This is a genomic window from Photorhabdus sp. HUG-39 (assembly GCF_963878365.1).
Taxonomy (GTDB): Bacteria; Pseudomonadota; Gammaproteobacteria; order Enterobacterales; family Enterobacteriaceae; genus Photorhabdus; species Photorhabdus kayaii.
In genome coordinates this window covers 18803-36740 of record NZ_CAWNWY010000045.1, presented here as the reverse complement: position 1 = coordinate 36740, position 17938 = coordinate 18803, and the positions used below count along the sequence as shown (strand labels likewise).

Sequence of the window (17938 nt, the reverse complement as noted above, 5' to 3'; positions counted from 1 at the left end):
CCCGCGAAGCGAAAATAACGCCCTGACGGGCGATTGAATCGGGTCAATGAGGAAAATGAGTTGTATTATGATTCGTAATGAAAGGAACAAACCCCATTATTTTCAATGGGGTTTGTCAGCGGTCTGATCTTATTTTATTTTTTATGAATTTTCTTTGCTATATATAAAAATATGTTTCATTGTTATTATCATTAATTATTAATAATAATTAATGTAAAGTTTATAAATAAATAGACATATATTTTCATTGTTAATATTGATCAATATAATGTCTATATATTTCTCTGCTGTCTGGAAATTAAACAATATCGAAATGAAATTATAAATTGATAAATGTCTCAGGGCATCAAGTAAATTACCTTGTAGAACGATTTACTTGGGTGATATTGTCTTGTAATTAATGATTTATTGCATATCTTATTGTTTTATAGCAATAATATTTATTGTAAGATAGTATGTAATAAAGCTATTTCTAGTTTTAAATTATTTCTATATGATATTAAATATAATCACATTTATATCGACTTTATAATCTTATTATTATAAAAAAATATAATGGATTTAATTTGAATTTGTATTGGTTCGTTTACGGTATTTACATTAATGATATTATTTATTTGTTGAAAAATAGTGTGTTATGAATTACTTTTAACCCAGCCTTATATTTTCAAATAATTGAATATATAGGATGGTTTGTAAATGTTGAATAAGTTATACCCTATGGATTTCAAGATGCATCGCGGCGGCAAGGGAGCGAATCCCCGGGAGCATAGATAACGATGTGACCGGGGTGAGTGAGTGCAGCCAACAAAGAGACAACTTGAAAGATGACGGGTATACATTTGTAATTGAACTATTAGTTAATTATTAAGATAAAGAATTTATTTTATAAGTAATTATCAAAGTAAACTTTTTTGATAATTTATTTATTTTATCTTTGTAAATATATCATTTGTTTTTGAAATAATTTCAATTAGATATTAATAGAGAATAGATAACATACAATGGTGATTTGGTATTTATGCATAATTAAATGCAGTTGACGGTTACATTTTAAATGATGGAATTCAATATTAGCCAATTAAAATTGCAGTCAATTAATCGAACTTATCTAAAAAACGGGAACAAAAATGGAATGTCTTATTCCGGAGCATAAAATAAATTATTTATTCCGTTGTCAGGAAAATTAATGTCAAGAAATTGTTAATTGCTTGTTGTTGACGGGGCTATAGCATCCCGTATCTGAATATTTTGAATTGATATCAGATGTGTCCGTTTTTATTTCTTGGGGGCAAGAAGTGAGAAAGAAATATTGGTGATGGTTGTCAGAAATGACAGTTTTCAAATTTCTAACAGATTCGTTGAGGTAGTAAATGAAAGATAGTATCGCTCAAGCAGGAAGTGATTTTAAAGTTGAACTCCTCTCTCAGACGTCAGAAAATATAACCAACGTAAATGACACTTTACCACCGACTCAAAATGTAAAGAATATTCCCCAGACGTTGACATCCAGTGAATCATTTTGGTGCGAACGTCTTGCTGCTTTGCAACCCCTCCAATTACCTTTTGAAACCGCCGGAGAGCAAATAGAACCCAGTTGGGTAATAAGCGACTGGCAGCTCCCGTTGCCAAAAAACGGTGAAGAGGAACCATTACAAACATTGTTGCAGGCATTCGTTATCTACCTTGCGCGTTTGACTCAGCAGACGGTATTCCAAATCGGTTGGTGCGTGGATGGGGTAAACGATAAGTCGGCAGATTTGGCACCGGTGGTGCCAATGGTCGTTGAGATGGAGTTTGATAAGCCCTGGCATGTGGTAGCGAATTGGCTGGATGGTGAGCTGGCCCGGTTGGCCCGGCACCGCACATTTAGTCGAGATCTCCTCGCGCGCGCTCCTTCATTGTGGGCTATTCCGGCGTTGACAAGCCACCGGCCGTGGCGAATTGCCATTGCTGTCATAGCGGAGGATAGACCGTGTGATCATACGGTGCCGGGCGAATTGCTGACGCTCCAAATCAATGTGCAGGGCGGTTTTCGCTGGATTTACGATGAAAATCGCCTGAGCACGGAAGTGATTCTGCGCATGGGTGAACATTTACAGATGCTGGCAGCGTCAAAAAGGCAGGGAGAGGAAATTCCTATTTGGCAGCTTAATGTGTTATCTGAGGCTGAACGTACCTTGCTACTGGAAACTTGGAACGCCACGGAAACCCCTTATCCTGACCCGGTATGTATTCATCAATTGTTTGAACAACAGGCAGAGCAAACCCCACACGCCACGGCGTTGGAATATCAAGAACAGACCCTCAGTTATGCGGAATTGAATATTCGTGCTAACCGGCTGGCTCATCAATTGATTAAGCTGGGCGTCACACCGGACCGACGGGTAGCGATTTGTGTGGAACGTTCCCCGATGATGGTGGTGTCATTGCTGGCCGTGCTGAAAGCCGGTGGGGCTTATGTGCCGTTGGATTCAACTTATCCGCGGGAACGTCTGGCATATATCCTGAGCGATAGTGCACCGTCAGTGGTGCTGGTTGATAAAGCTGGCCGGGCGGCGCTGGGCGAACAGGCGTTGGTAGGAGTGACGGTACTTGATCCCAATATCCAACTTGACCAGCCCGACAACAATCCGCAGATCCCGGCATTAACACCACAGCATCTGGCCTATGTGATTTACACCTCCGGCTCAACCGGACAGCCGAAAGGGGTGATGGTGGAACATCAGGCGATTTATCAACGTTATCTGGGTTTTAATGACACCTATGCCGTCACCGCACAAGACCGGCTATTACAATTTGCCGCGTTTGCGTTTGATGTTTCAGTGGAGGATTTCTTCTCGTCACTATGCAACGGCGCCACACTGGTTATCCGGGATGATAGCTGGCTGGCTTCGATACCGGAATTTATTGCCTTAACCCGACAATATCGTATTACGGTGATGTCACTGCCGACTTTATTCTGGTCTGAACTGGCCGCTAGAGATAATGGATTGCCGCTGCCGGATTGTCTCCGGCTCATCATCATTGGGGGTGAGGCGGTGAAAAAGAGTGCCATTCAGGACTGGTTTAGACAAGCAGGCCATCGGCCTCGGCTGTTGAATGGTTATGGCCCGACGGAAAACACCGTGACGGTGACCTATAAGGAGGTGTTATCCCCAGAGGATGCCCGTTCTATCGGCAGACCGGCTAAAAATGCCCGTATCTACCTGTTGGACAAATATGGCGAACTGGTCCCCGCAGGTTGTGTAGGTGAGATGTATATTGGTGGCGTGGGGGTGGCACGAGGTTATCTGAACCGGCCGGCGTTGAGCGTGGAACGTTTTATGTTGGATACTTTTAGTCCGGTATCCGGCGAACGGATGTATCGCTCTGGTGATTTGGCCCGCTACCTGCCGGACGGTGACCTCGAATTCCTGGGCCGTAACGATGAGCAGGTTAAAATTCGCGGTTTTCGAATTGAACTGGGGGAAATTGAAGCCCGATTGACGGAACACCCGGCGGTACAAGAGGCAGCGGTGCTGGCATTGGATGGCGATCAGGGCAAACGGCTGGTGGCTTATGTGGAGGCGAAAGCGAATGAGAGATTGGCTGCTGATCTGCGTGAATACCTGAGTGCCATTTTGCCTGACTATATGGTGCCGGTGGCCTTTGTGCGTCTGGATAGCTTCCCGCAGACCCCAAGTGGCAAGTTAGATCGCCGGGCGTTGCCTGCGCCCGGGGAAGACGATTTTGCCCGTCAGATTTATGAAGCCCCACAAGGGAAGGCTGAAATCACTCTGGCGGACATCTGGCGTGAGTTATTGGGCATTGAACAAATAAGCCGGCATGACAGTTTCTTTGCGTTGGGCGGTCATTCCCTACTCGGCGTGCAGATGATTGAGCGCTTGCGCCACCTGGGTTTGACACTGACGGCGCGTGATCTGTTCCAGTCTCCGGTGCTGTCAGTGTTGGCGCAAACGTTGGGACAGCATCAGGCTGTGATAGTCCCGCCTAACGTCATCACGCCGACAACTACGGCGCTGACGCCGGAGATGTTGCCGCTGATTGATTTGAGTCAGACTGACATTGACCGCATCGTCGAGCAAGTGCCGGGCGGGATAACCAATATTCAGGATATCTATGCGTTGTCGCCGTTGCAGGACGGTATCTTGTTCCACCACCTGTTGGAACAGGCAGGCGACCCCTATCTGGTGCTCTATCCGGTGGCCTTTGCCAACCGGTCTTTGCTGGAACGTTATCTGGCGGCGGTACAACAGGCGGTTGATCGCCATGACATTTTGCGGACGGCGTTTATTTGGCAAGGATTATCCGTTCCGGCGCAGGTGGTTTGGCGTCAGGCACGGTTGCCCGTGACAGAACTGACGCTAGACCCGGCGGACGGTCCAGTCATTGATCAGTTAACCCGGCGTTTTGATCCTGTTCAATATCGTCTTGACTTGAGTCAGGCGCCGCTACTGCATTTTGTTATCGCTCAGGAAGCCGATGGCCGCTGGTTCTTACTGGAATTGCAGCATCATTTGATTGGCGACCATGAAACGATGGAAGTGATGCACCGTGAAGTGCAGGCCTATTTTACCGGACAGGGGGAGAATCTGCCTGCGCCGGTGCCGTTCCGTAATCTGGTGGCTGAGGCCCGGTTGGGAGTGAGTCAGGAAGCGCATACCCGTTTCTTCACCGATATGTTGGCGGCAGTGGATGAGCCAACGTTGCCGTTCGGGTTAACGGGCGTGCATCGTGATGGATCTCAGAAGACGGAATCCCACCGGATGTTGGTTCCTGAGCTAAATGACCGTCTGCGCACTCAAGCTCGACGTTTGGGCGTCAGTCTGGCGGCGTTGTGTCATTTGGCTTGGGCACAGGTATTATCGCGTACCAGCGGACAGGAGAAAGTGGTGTTTGGTACCGTCCTGTTTGGGCGCATGGCTGTGGGGGAAGGAATGGGGTTGTTTATCAATACCCTACCGCTGCGGCTGGATATCGATGAAACCCCAGTACGGGACAGTGTGCGGGAGGCGCATCTGCGGCTGGCTGAATTGTTGGAGCATGAGCATGCTCCATTGGCCTTGGCTCAACGATGCAGTGGAGTTGACAGCGGTACGCCGCTCTTTAGTGCCCTGTTGAACTATCGTCATAATGAGCAGCCAGATCCTTTGGATGAAACAATGGCTGGGATTGAATTCCTGGGCGAACAGGAGCGAACTAACTATCCGTTTGTGCTGTCGGTAGAGGACGGTGGCTCTACGCTGGGGCTGACCGCTCAAGTCGTGCGGCCGTTTGATTCGGAAAGCCTATGCGATTATATGCAACAGGCACTGGAGAGTCTGGTGGAAGCGCTGGAGCAAGCGCCAGAAATGCCCGTTCGGGTATTGGAGATCCTGCCGGAAGCGGAGCGTACCTTGTTGCTGGAAACTTGGAACGCGACGGAGACCGTCTATCCAGATCAGTTATGTGTCCATCAGTTGTTTGAACAGCAGGTGGAGAAAACTCCAGCGGCGACAGCGCTGATAGCAGGAGATAAAACGCTAAGCTATACGGAACTGAATACCCGTGCTAACCGGCTGGCTCATCAGTTAATCGAACAGGGAGCTTGTTCCGGTGATCATATTGCGCTCCTGTTAGAGCGCTCGATAGAACTGGTGGTGGCCCAGTTGGCTATTCTTAAAGTCGGCGCCGTTTACGTACCGGTTGATCCCAGTATGCCGGATGAGAGGAAAAACTGGCTGATAAGTGATTGTTCCGCCCGGTTGCTGCTCACCGATACACAGGCTGATATTCCGGCTAACCTGACTGTTCCGCTGTTGCGTCTCTCGGATGAATCAGACACGGACGGAAGAGAGGAAGAGTGCCTCAACCCTGATTTGCCGTGTTCCAGCACCGAGTTAGCGTATATCATGTACACCTCCGGTTCTACCGGTACACCTAAAGGGGTCTTGGTACCGCATCGTGCGGTGGTCCGGCTGGTCATCAATAATGACTATGCTGAAATCGGACCGGATGACCGAGTTGCCTTTACGGCTAATCCGGCTTTCGATGCTAGTACGTTTGAAGTCTGGGCACCGTTGCTCAGCGGCGGGGCGTTAGTGGTTATTGACCGCGCCACGTTATTAACACCACAGGAGTTAGTACCGGTTTTACAGGCTCACCGCATCACAGTGCTGTGGCTCACTATCGGGTTGTTTAACCGACTGGCGGCAGAGTTATCTCCGGTTCTGCCGCAGATAAAGATTCTGATTTTCGGGGGAGATATACCCGATTTACAGGTGATCGCTCAGGTTCTAAATAATCGCCCGCCACAACAACTCTTGCAGGCTTATGGTCCCAGTGAGGGAACCACTTTTACCACTATGTATCCTATCGTGGCATTAACGCAGGGAGTGACCCGTATCCCCATTGGCCGACCGATAGCCAATACACGTATTTATCTGCTGGATGCTTACGGTCAGCCGGTGCCGACAGGTGCGATCGGTGAGATTTATGTGGGGGGAGATGGGGTTGCTTGTGGCTATCTTAATCGCCCTGACCAGACTGCGGAACGTTTCCTGACAGATCCATTTAGTGATCAACTGGATGCGCGTATGTACCGGACCGGGGATTTAGCCCGCTATCTGCCGGACGGTAATCTGGAATTTCTGGGCCGCAATGACCAACAGGTTAAAATCCGCGGCTTCCGCATTGAACCGGGAGAAATTGAGAATCGTCTGGTGGAGCATCCGGCGGTGCGTGAGGCGGCTGTGTTGGCGCTGGGTGATGGATCGGACAAACGGCTGGTGGCCTATGTGGCGGCGGAAGCCCATGAGGGGCTGGCGATTACTCTGCGTGATCACTTGAGTGCCATTTTACCTGATTATATGGTGCCGTCAGCTTTTGTGCGTCTGGATGCTTTCCCGTTAACCCCGAACGGTAAGCTGGATCGCCGGGCGTTACCGGCACCGGACGAAGAGGCGTTTGCCCGCCAGATTTATGTTGCGCCACAAGGAGAGATGGAAATGGCGCTGGCGGCGATTTGGCGTGAATTACTGGGGATTGAACAGGTCAGTCGGTATGACAGCTTTTTTGCGTTGGGCGGCCACTCGTTGCTGGCTGTGCGGATGGTTGAACACCTGCGTCACTTGGGGTTGACGTTGGCAGTGCGTGACCTGTTCCAGTCGCCAGTGTTGTTTGAATTGGCGCAAACATTGGGGCAGCACCCGGTTATGGTGGTGCCATCGAATGTGATTACGTCAGCGACGACGAAAATCACCCCGGAAATGTTGCCGCTAATTGATCTGACTCAGGCTGAGATTGACCGTATCGTCGAGCAGGTGCCGGGTGGGATGACTAATATTCAGGATATCTATGCTCTGTCACCGTTGCAGGACGGTATTTTGTTCCACCATTTATTGGCAAACGAAGGTGATCCCTATCTGGTGGTCAGCCAGATGGCTTTTGCTGACCGGTCTCTGCTAGATCGTTATTTGGCGGCAGTGCAACAGGTGATTGATCGCCACGATATTCTGCGCACTGCCTTTATCTGGCAAGGGTTGTCAGTGCCGGCACAGGTAGTCTGGCGTCAAGCATCCTTATTAGTGACTGAATTGACGCTGGACCCGGTTGATGGGCCGGTTAGCGATCAACTGGCTCGACGTTTTGATCCCCGTCATTATCGTCTCGATTTGGGTCAGGCACCGCTGTTACGTTTTGTGGTGGCGCAGGAGACCGATGGCCGCTGGTTCTTACTGGAATTGCAGCATCACCTGATTGGTGACCATACCACAATGAAAGTGATGAACCGTGAAGTGCGGGCGTACCTTGCCGGGCAAGGGAATAGCCTGCCTGACCCGGCTCCTTTCCGCAATTTGGTGGCTCAAGCCCGGCTAGGGGTGAGTCAGGAAGCGCATATCCGCTTCTTTACTGACATGTTAGCGGAGGTGGATGAGCCTACGCTGCCGTTCGGACTGGCGGATGTGCATCGTGATGGCTCTCAGGAGATAGCATCCCATCGACTGCTGACGGCCAGCTTGAATGACCGTCTGCGTAGCCAAGCCCGACGTTTGGGGGTCAGTCTGGCGGCGTTGTGTCATCTGGCCTGGGCACAGGTACTGTCGTGTACCAGTGGTCAGGAGAAAGTAGTGTTTGGCACTGTACTATTTGGGCGCATGGCGGCGGGAGAAGGGGCTGACAATGGTATGGGGCTGTTTATCAATACCCTGCCGTTACGGCTGGATATGGATGATACGCCGGTACGCGATAGTGTACAGGCCGTACATACCCGGCTGGCGGGATTGTTGGAACATGAGCATGCTTCACTGGCGTTGGCTCAGAGATGCAGCAGGGTTGCCAGCGGTACGCCACTTTTTAGTGCCTTAATGAACTACCGACATAATGATCAGCTTGATCCTTTGGATGAAACGATAGAGGGGATTGAATTCCTGGGCGAACAGGAGAGCACTAACTATCCCTTTGGAATGTCGGTGGAGGACGATGGCGCCACGCTGGGGTTGATTGCTCATGTGGTGCAACCGTTTGATCCGGAAAGCTTGTGCAGTTATATGCAGCAGGCGCTGGAGAGTTTGGTAGAGGCCCTTGAGCAGGCACCAGAGACGCCGGTACGAACACTGAACATCCTGCCGGAAACCGAACGCACGTTGTTACTGGAAACCTGGAACGCCACGGAGAATCCGTATCCTGACGCGTTATGTATTCATCAGTTGTTTGAACAACAGGTGGAGAAAACCCCTGATGCGACGGCGCTGGTGTATCAAGAGCAGACGCTTAGTTATGCCGAATTAAATGCCTGCGCCAATCGCCTTGCTCATCAACTGATTGCGTTTGGCGTAACACCGGATCAGCCGGTAGCCATTTGCGTGGCTCGCTCCCCGACTATGGTGGTGGCATTGTTGGCGGTGCTGAAAGCCGGTGGGGCCTATGTGCCGCTGGATCCAACTTATCCGGGGGAGCGTCTGACGTATATCCTGAATGATACTGCCCCATCAGTGGTATTGGCTGATGCGACCGGACAGGCTGCACTGGGCGACGAGGCGCTGGTCGGGTTGACGGTACTCGACCCGAATATCCAGCCTGACCTGCCGGATAGTAACCCGCAGGTCCCGGCGTTGACGCCACAGCACTTGGCTTACATCATTTATACCTCCGGTTCAACCGGGCAGCCGAAAGGGGTGATGGTAGAACATCAGGCGGTGTATCAACGTTATCTGGGTGTTCATGAACTCTATGCCGTCACCGAGCAAGACCGGGTGTTGCAATTTGCTGCTTTTGCGTTTGATGTTTCAGTGGAAGAGTGCTTCTCGTCATTATGTAACGGAGCCGCGCTAGTTATTCGCGACGATAGCTGGCTGGCTTCAATGGCGGAATTTATTGCCTTAGCCCGGCAAAACCGTATCACGGTGATGTTTTTGCCGACTCTGTTCTGGTCTGAACTGGCGGCCAGAGATAACGGGTTGCCGCTGCCGGATGGTCTCAGGCTGATCATCATTGGCAGTGAGGCGGTCAAAAAGAACGCCATTCAGGATTGGTTTAGGCAGGAAACCTACCAACTCCGGCTATTGAACGCGTATGGCCCGACGGAAAATACCGTGACGGCGACCTGTAAAGAAATATTATCCCCGGCAGATGATCGTTCTATCGGTCGGCCGATTAGGAATACTCGCGTCTACTTACTGGATAGAAACAGGCAACCCGTGCCATTGGGCTGCGTTGGAGAAATGTATATTGGCGGTGTGGGGGTGGCACGGGGTTATCTGAACCGGCTGGCATTGAGCGAGGAACGTTTTATACCGGACCCCTTTAATCCGATGTCCGATGCCCGGATGTATCGCACCGGAGATTTAGCTCGTTATCTGCCGGACGGTGAATTGGAATTCCTGGGGCGTAACGACCAACAGGTTAAAATTCGCGGCTTTCGGATTGAACTGGGGGAAATTGAAACTCGGCTGGTGGAACACCCGGCGGTGCAAGAGGCGATGGTGCTGGCGCTGGATGACGGGCAGGACAAACGGCTGGTGGCCTATGTGGCGGCGGAAGCGAATGAGGGTTTGGCGGTTGATTTGCGTGAACATCTGAAAGCAGTTTTACCTGACTATATGATACCGGCAGCCTTTGTACGTCTGGATAGCTTCCCGCAGACGCCGAATGGCAAGCTAGATCGCCGAGCGTTGCCGGCACCGGGGGAGTCGGCGTTTGCCCGTCAGGTTTATGAAGCCCCGCAAGGGAAGATAGAAACGATGTTAGCGGCTGTCTGGTGTGAATTACTGGGCGTTGAGCAGATTAGTCGATATGACAGCTTCTTTGCATTGGGCGGTCATTCACTGCTCGCCGTACGCATGATTGAACGATTGCGGCGTATCGGTCTGGGGATATCGGTACAAACACTGTTCCAACATCCAACACTCTGTGTTCTGGCGCAGTCTCTGGTTCAGCATGATGAAATCCGGGTGCCTGACAACCGTATTACACCGGATACGACGGTATTGACACCGGCGATGTTGCCGCTGATCGATTTAACTCAGCCTGACATTGATCGTATCGTCGGACAAGTCCCGGGCGGGATGGCGAATATTCAGGATATCTACGCGCTGTCGCCGTTGCAGGATGGCATTTTGTTCCACCATCTGCTGGAGAATGAAGGTGATACCTATCTGTTAATTAGCCAGATGGTTTTTGCTGACCGGGCGCTGTTGGATCGTTATTTGGCGGCGATTCAACGGATAATTGATCGACACGATATTCTGCGTACCGCCTTTATTTGGCAAGGATTGTCAGTGCCGACGCAGGTGGTCTGGCGTCAGGCCCCATTGTCAGTGACGGAACTGACACTGAACCCGGCTGATGGCTCAGTCAGTGACCAGTTAACCCGGCGTTTTGATCCGCGTTATTATCGTCTTGACCTGAGTCAAGCCCCGTTACTGCGTTTTGTTATCGCGCAGGAAACGGATGGTCGTTGGTTGTTACTGGAACTGCATCATCACTTGATCGGTGACCATGAAACGATGGAAGTGATGCACCGCGAAGTTCAGGCGTATCTGATGGGTGAGGAAGAGAGCTTGCCGGTGCCGGTTCCTTTCCGCAATTTGGTGGCGCAGGCCCGGCTGGGTATCAGTCAGGAAGAGCATACCCGCTTCTTTACCGAGATGCTGGCGGAGGTGGATGAACCTACGTTGCCGTTTGGATTGACGGAGGTACATCGTGACGGTTCGCAGGTGACGGAATTCCATCGGATGCTGACGAGTACGCTGAATGACCGTTTGCGTAGTCAGGCTAGGCGTTTGGGGGTCAGTCTGGCGGCGCTGTGTCATCTGGCTTGGGCACAGGTGTTGTCTTGTACCAGCGGTCAGCCGAGTGTCGTGTTTGGTACGGTGCTGTTTGGGCGTATGCAGGCGGGGGACGGTGCTGACAATGGCATGGGATTGTTTATCAATACCTTGCCGTTGCGGCTGGATATCGATGAGACTCCGGTACGGGACAGCGTACAGGCCGCCCATACCCGACTGGCCGGATTATTGGCGCATGAGCATGCGTCACTGGCACTGGCTCAGCGTTGCAGCAAGGTTGCCAGCGGTACGCCACTCTTTAGCGCACTGTTGAACTATCGGCATAATGCTTTGTCGGCAACGTCAGATGAACTGATCAGTGGTATTGAATTTCTTGGTGGACAGGAGCGAACCAACTACCCATTTGTGCTGTCGGTGGAGGATTTTGGTGAATCTCTGGGGCTGACGGCTCAGGTCGTACAACCGTTTGATCCGGAAAGCCTATGCGGTTATATGCAACAGGCGCTGGAGAGTCTGGTAGAAGCTTTGGAGCAAGCGCCGGAGACACCGATACGGGGGTTGAACATCCTGCCTGAAACGGAACGCAGGTTGTTGCTGGAAACTTGGAACGCCACGGAAACCGCCTATCCTGATGCATTATGTATTCATCAGTTGTTTGAGCAGCAAGTGGAGAAGACCCCAGAGGCGACGGCGCTGATAGCGGGCGATAAAACCTTAAGCTATACGGAGCTGAATACATGCGCTAACCGACTGGCTCATCAGTTAATCGAACAGGGAATTCGTCCGAATGACCCTATTGCGCTCCTGTTAGAACGCTCGATAGAACTGGTGGTGGCCCAATTGGCGATTCTCAAAGCTGGCGCTGTTTACGTGCCGGTTGATCCCAGTATGCCGGATGAGCGGAAACATTGGCTGATAAGTGATTGTTCCGCCCGGTTGCTGCTTACTGATACACGGGCTGATATTCCGGCTAACTTGACTATTCCGCTGTTGCGTCTCGCGGATAAGAAAAGTACGAACAGAGAGCAAGATCATGTCAACCTTGATTTGCCGCGTTCCAGCGCCGAATTAGCGTATATTATGTACACCTCCGGCTCTACCGGCACACCCAAAGGGGTTTTGGTACAGCATCGTGCTATGGTCCGGCTGGTCATCAATAATGGCTATGCCAACATCGGACCGGAGGATCGGGTTGCCTTTACAGCTAATCCAGCTTTCGATGCCAGCACGTTTGAAGTTTGGGCACCGTTGCTTAATGGGGGGGCTTTAGTGGTTATCGACCGCGCCACTTTATTGACACCGCAGGAGCTAGTGCTGACTTTACAGGAGCACCGCATCACAGTTCTATGGCTGACTATCGGGTTGTTTAACCGGTTGGCGGCAGAGTTATCTCCCATTCTTCCGCAAATTAAGATCCTGATTTTCGGGGGAGATATACCCGATTTACAGGTGATTGCTCAGGTTCTGGATAATCGTCCGCCACAACAACTCTTGCAAGCCTATGGTCCGAGTGAAGGAACCACCTTTACCACCATGTATCCTATCGAGGCGTTACCGCAAGGAGCGAGCCGGATACCTATTGGCCGGCCGATAGCGAATACGCGTGTTTATCTGCTGGATGCTTACGGTCAGCCGGTACCGCCAGGTGTGATCGGTGAGATTTATGTCGGTGGTGATGGGGTCGCCCAAGGTTATCTCAATCGCCCTGAGTTAACCGCCGAACGTTTCCTTGTCGATCCGTTCAGTGATACCCCGGATGCCCGCATGTACCGAACTGGGGATTTGGCTCGCTATTTGCCGGACGGTAATCTGGAGTTCATGGGCCGTAATGACCAGCAGGTTAAAATTCGCGGCTTCCGCATTGAACCGGGGGAAATTGAGGCGCGTTTAGTAGAGCACCCGGCGGTGCGTGAAGCGGCTGTGTTGGCGTTAGGTGATGGGCCTGACAAACGGCTGGTGGCTTATATAGCGGCACTCGCGGATGACGGGCTGGTGAATAGCTTGCGTACTCACCTGAGTAAAATTCTGCCTGATTATATGGTGCCGGCAGCCTTTGTGCGTCTGGATGCGTTTCCGTTGACGCCGAACGGTAAGCTGGATCGTCGGGCGCTACCGGCACCGGACAGTGAAGCCGTTGCCCGTCAGGTTTACGTCGCGCCACAAGGCGAAACGGAAATGACGCTAGCGGCGATTTGGCGTGAATTACTGGGGATTGAACAGGTTAGTCGATATGACAGCTTCTTTGCGTTGGGCGGCCATTCACTGCTCGCTGTACGCATGATTGAACGCTTGCGTCATTTGGGGTTGACATTGGCGGCGCGTGATCTGTTCCAGTCGCCGGTGCTGTCAGATTTGGCCCAAACGTTGGGACAGCATCAGGCCATAATCGTGCCAGCTAACGTCATCACCCCGGCAACCACGGCGTTGACACCGGAAATGTTGCCACTGATTGATCTAACTCAGTCAGAGATTGACCGTATCGTCGGGCAAATGCCGGACGGAGTTGCCAATATTCAGGATATCTATGCCTTATCGCCGTTGCAGGACGGTATTCTGTTCCATCACTTATTGGCAAACAAAGGGGACCCCTATTTATTAACCGGTCAGATGGTCTTTACTGAGCGGACTTTGCTGGACCGTTATCTGGCGGCGGTGCAACAGGTGGTAAATAGACACGATATCTTGCGTACCGCCTTTATCTGGCAAGGGCTGTCAGTGCCCGCCCAAGTAGTTTGGCGTCAGGCATCCTTGTCGGTGACTGAATTGACACTGAACCCAGCCGATGGATCGGTTAGCGGACAATTGGCTGAGCGTTTTGATCCCCGTCACCATCGTCTAGACCTGAGCGAAGCACCGTTATTGCGCTTTGTGGTAGCACAGGAGACGGATGGCCGTTGGACGGTACTGCAATTGCTGCATCATCTGATTGGCGACCATACCACGCTGGACGTGATGAACCGTGAAGTACAAGCTTATCTGGACGGACTGGAGGGGAGCCTGCCAACACCGACACCTTTCCGCAATTTGGTAGCGCAGGCCCGGCTGGGGGTGAGTCAGGAAGCGCATATCCGCTTCTTTACCGAAATGTTGGCGGAGGTGGATGAACCTACATTGCCGTTCGGATTGACGGAGGTGCATCGTGATGGCTCCCAAGTGACGGAATCGCAGCGGATGTTGGCACCTGAGCTGAATGACCGTTTACGCAGTCAAGCCCGGCGTTTGGGGGTCAGTCTGGCGGCTTTATGTCATCTGGCTTGGGCGCAGGTGTTGTCGCGTACCAGCGGACAGGAACAGGTGGTGTTCGGTACCGTAATATTTGGACGCATGGCGGTTGGGAAAGGGGTTGACAGCGGCATGGGGCTGTTTATCAATACCTTGCCGTTGCGGCTGGATATGGATGATACGCCGGTGCGAGATAGTGTACAGGCAGTACATAGCCAGTTAGCGGGATTGTTGGAACATGAGCATGCCTCACTGGCGCTGGCTCAATGTTGTAGTGGTGTGCAGGATGGCATTCCACTGTTTAGCGCCCTGTTGAACTACCGACATAATGATCAGCCAGATCCTTTGGATGAAACGATGGACGGTATTGAATTCCTTGGTGCGCAGGAGTTTACCAACTATCCGTTTGCCTTGTCGGTGGAGGATTTTAGTGACGCACTGGGGCTGACTGCTCAAGTTATCCAACCGTTTGAGCCGGAACGGGTATGCGGCTATATGCAACAGGCATTGGAGAGCTTGGCGGCGGCATTGGAACAGACCCCGGAAACGCCGGTACGGACATTGGACATCCTACCTGAAATTGAAAGTACGTTGATGCTGAAAACGTGGAATGCGACGGAAACCTCGTATCTTGAACGGTTATGTATTCATCAATTGTTTGAACAACAGGTGGAGCAAACCCCTGACGCCACAGCGTTAGTATATGAGGAGCAAACTTTCAGCTATGCTGAATTAAATGCCCGCGCTAACCGGCTGGCCCATCAGCTAATTGCGCTAGGTGTAGAACCGGACCAGCGGGTGGCGATTTGCGTGGCACGTTCACCGGCGATGGTGGTGGGATTGTTGGCGGTGTTGAAAGCTGGCGCAGCTTATGTGCCGTTAGATCCGGATTATCCGGGTGAACGTCTAACGTATATTTTGGCTGATGTTTCACCGGTTATTTTGTTGGCTGATGCTGTCGGGCGTACAGTGTTGGGCGAGAATGTGCTTACCGGTCTGACAGTGCTTGATCCGAATACATTGCTTGACCAGCCAGACAGCAATCCACAGATACCGGAATTAACCTCGCGGCATCTGGCGTATGTGATTTACACCTCCGGCTCGACTGGCACACCAAAGGGCGTGATGGTTGAACATAGACAACTGGTCAGTCAAATTACTTCGCTGAACATGAAATGGTCGCTTAACGCATCTGACCGTCTATTGCAATTTTGCAACCCTTCTTTTGACGTTTGCGCGTCAGAAATATTTTGCGCAATAACACAGGGGGCACAATTAGTCTTAAGGACAAATCAGTGGCTCTTGAGTGCGCAGGCGTTCTGGCGTCTGTGCGAGTCTTATAAAATTACCTACATGGCGATACCAGCCCAATTCTGGCGGGTAATATCAAATGTTAATAAAGGCGATATCTATCAGGGCTTAAGGATTATTTGCATTGGTGGTGAAGCGATACCTGATCATGAGTTACAACGTTGGCTATCGACTCACGGTGAATACCCTGTTCTGGCGAATTGCTACGGCCCTACAGAAGCCACGATTACCACGACGACATCTTGCCTAAACGAGGGGATGGGGCAGGCCAATATCATAGGCCGTCCGCTACCGAATACACGTGTCTACCTGCTCGACGTTCAGGGGCAGCCAGTACCGTTAGGCGTTGTGGGGGAATTGTATATTGGGGGCGCGGGTGTCGCACGGGGTTATTTCAACCGTGCTGAACTGACTGCGGAATACTTCCTGACTGATCCGTTTAGCGATAATCCAAATGCACGGATGTATCGAACCGGAGATCTGGTTCGCTACTTGCCGGATGGCAATCTGGAATTCCTGGGACGCCATGATCAACAGGTGAAAATTCGTGGCTTCCGGGTTGAACCGGGTGAAATTGAGGCCCGGTTGGTGGAACATCCTGCGGTAAGTCAATCTGTGGTGCTGGCGTTGGGTGAAGGGCAGGACAAACGCTTAATTGCTTATGTGGTGGCGCAAGCGGATGAGAGGTTGGCGAATAGCCTGCGTACCCACCTGACTGCCATTTTACCTGACTATATGGTGCCGTCAGCCTTTGTGCGTCTGGACGCTTTTCCATTGACACCGAACGGTAAATTAGATCGTCGTGCGCTACCGGAGCCGGACAATGAAGCGTTTGCTCGTCAGGCTTATGAAGCGCCACAAGGCGAAACGGAGACCGTATTAGCCGCGATTTGGTGTGAATTGCTAGGGATTGAGCAGGTTAGCCGGTATGACAATTTCTTCGCGTTGGGCGGCCACTCACTGCTTGCCATGCGAATGATGAATCTTGCTGCCGGTCGGGGTTTGATTTTTACATTGAATGCTTTGTTCCAATTCCCGGTGTTGTCCGAATTGGCAACTAAAATCACCTCAGATTTATTGTCTCAGCCGCGAAGCAGCGCTATATCGGTGCGACCTGATGGAACAGGATTGCCACTGTTCTTTGTTCCCAGTGGCATGGGTGATTATTCTTATGTCTTCGGGCTGGCTCAACATATCCCGTCGGGCTATCCGATTTATGCGCTGCCTTGGCCATCCATCAGTGAAGAACCGATGTTAACGATGGAAGAGCAGGCAGCCAGAATGATCACCTTGATGAAAGCGGTACAAGCGGTAGGCCCGTATCGGATAAGTGGCTACTCTTCCGGTGGGGTATTGGCTTATGCCGTTGTCCAGCGGCTTTTGAGTGCCGGTGAAATGGTCAATTTCTTGGGGTTAATTGATACGCCTGCGCCTCATTATTTTGGGAAGGAGGCTATGCAGCCCAAATACCATTGCTTTACTGAGCTGGCCCGGCAATCAGGGGAGGAATGCAAAGAAAAGATTGCAGCATTGTACCGGCGAATTGATGAGTTGAATTTGGTGCAGTTTATTGAAGCAGCACAAGAATTGGCGTTATATCCCGTCAATCTGCGTGCTGATGTGATCGCAAAACATTGGGAGCAGATCGAACGTTACACGCAAATCGTTGCCGATTATGAGCCGCCAGCATTAGCAATAACGCTGCATCAGTTCTATGCGGTAGAACCTTCTCCTGCTGTTTCTTTTGTGATGGATGAAAAGTCGGAGTCCGTGAATATAGAGCCGTCGTTAGGTTGGGAGCGGGTCATGCCTGATACTTCACTTAAGTTGATTGCTACTCCGGGTAACCATTTTAGTTTATTGGAAGATAATGAGAATAAAACCGCTTTAGCTCAGGCTGTTAATAGGATGATGGCAATCAGTTGTGATGAGGGGGCTTCGTAATACTGATATATTAAGGAAGTACTCAATTATTTAGTTCTAGTGTGATAATCCGGTATGTATTTATTATACCGGATTTTTTATGCATTAAAATAGAATAAGGGAAGTTATCATTCCTATATGAGTTATTTTTTTAGGTTTCTTTGTTATTATTGTTGCTATTTTATATTTTGTGATCTCAAACGGATTTTATT

At 50.8% G+C, this 17938-nt stretch carries 1 protein-coding gene; it reads left to right on the top strand.

What is annotated here, in order from left to right:
- The first annotated feature begins 1373 nt into the window (after positions 1-1373).
- Positions 1374-17747, top strand: a complete 16374-nt coding sequence (locus AAC155_RS21335) for a non-ribosomal peptide synthetase (protein ID WP_113044062.1) — start codon at positions 1374-1376, stop codon at positions 17745-17747.
- Positions 17748-17938: the final 191 nt, after the last annotated feature.

Excerpts from the sequence above, each read along its gene's own strand:
- AAC155_RS21335 (WP_113044062.1), top strand. The coding sequence starts at position 1,374 with ATGAAAGATAGTATCGCTCAAGCAGGAAGTGATTTTAAAGTTGAACTC.